1 protein-coding gene is annotated in these 1,351 nt (G+C 58.7%); it reads left to right on the top strand.

The annotated features are described in order from the left end of the window. Positions 1-11: 11 nt before the first annotated feature. Positions 12-1,106, top strand: coding sequence for an aminopeptidase (locus NKJ94_RS37335; RefSeq protein ID WP_352532772.1), 1,095 nt, complete (start codon positions 12-14; stop codon positions 1,104-1,106). The last annotated feature ends 245 nt before the right edge of the window (positions 1,107-1,351 follow it).

Genomic DNA, 1,351 nt, shown 5'->3' with positions numbered 1-1,351 from the left:
GTCGAAGGCCAATGTCGAAAGCCATCGCCGGTAAGCCTTTCGCCAGGCCGTCCCACGCTCATGCTTGCGCCCGTGACGCAGCAGAAATCCTTGAAGATGTTGGTTGCACCAGTATTTCCTACTACGCGCAGTCCGTGAAGGGTCATCTGCAGATCATGACGGCGCGCAAGGATGTCGGAAAACTGATCGAGGATCCTTCGACGCCGAAGGCATTGCGCGCCCGAATGGCATCGGCGAGCGCCATACGACAGTTTGCAACAGATGAACTAGCGCTGCCCGACAACAATAGCTACCGCAGCTATGTTGATATCGGTCGGGACTCGGTGACATGGGCCGTCTTCGCCGCGCCGGAATTCTCGCTGACGCCACGAACATGGTGTTTTCCCGTTTTCGGCTGCGTCCCCTACCGGGGATATTTCTCCAAGAAGTCTGCGACTGAAACCGCTGTCGAACTTCAAGGACAGGGCATGGACGTCTATGTGACGGGCATCACTGCATATTCCACGCTTGGCTGGTCAAGTGACCCGCTGCTAAGCACGATGCTCAGCCATGATGAAACGTATCTTGCAGGGCTGGTTTTCCATGAACTGGCCCACCAGCGCGTCTACGTGCACGACGATTCCGCATTCAACGAGGCGTTCGCTGTCGCCGTCGAAACAACCGGCGTGAAAAAATGGCTGCGCGCGGCTGGCGATACTGCCGAATTGCGCCGTTACGAAGCCGTCCGGAGGCGCAGCGCCGAATTTCTGGCGCTTGTGTCGCAGACCCGGGACGAGTTACGTCACGTCTACGACGACGCCGGTACCTCGGAGCAGAAGTGGGCGGCGAAAGCAGCCGCGATCGAACGGCTGCGAATGCGCTACCGGCAGATGCGCGACAGGCGCTGGGGTGGATACCGGGGATACAATGCTTGGTTCGCTTCCCCAATCAACAACGCCAAGCTCGCCGCGACTTCCGTTTATGGCGATCGGGTTCCAGCGTTTCTCCGCTTGTTCGACCTGTGTTCGGGCGACTATGCACGGTTCTACGCGTCGGTTCGACGGATTGGCGCACTAGACGAAGCTCACCGCGCCGAAGCACTTGCGGCGGCAGATAACTGTTATTGAGCCGGTCAAATGTGAAGGCCCGAAGCGTCGCGGTTTATGAATTGTTTTGGTGGATGAGTCGCTTGATGCACTCGGCAGCCGACGAAGGAGTTGAGTGGATCATTGGTCGGCCGAGCTCCAAAACCTCTCCGACATCATGGGCCGGGAGCCGTCGGTCTGCTTCGGATCAGCGGCTGGCGAACGCGGACATAGCTTGTCGGAAGCTCCCGAGCAAATGCCGGCTTCCTAATTTCTACGCCCGGAAG

The organism is Mesorhizobium sp. M0060, assembly GCF_040323155.1.
GTDB lineage: Bacteria > Pseudomonadota > Alphaproteobacteria > Rhizobiales > Rhizobiaceae > Mesorhizobium.
The sequence above is the reverse complement of the archived record's forward strand: the minus strand, read 5'-3'. Positions and strand labels throughout refer to the sequence as shown.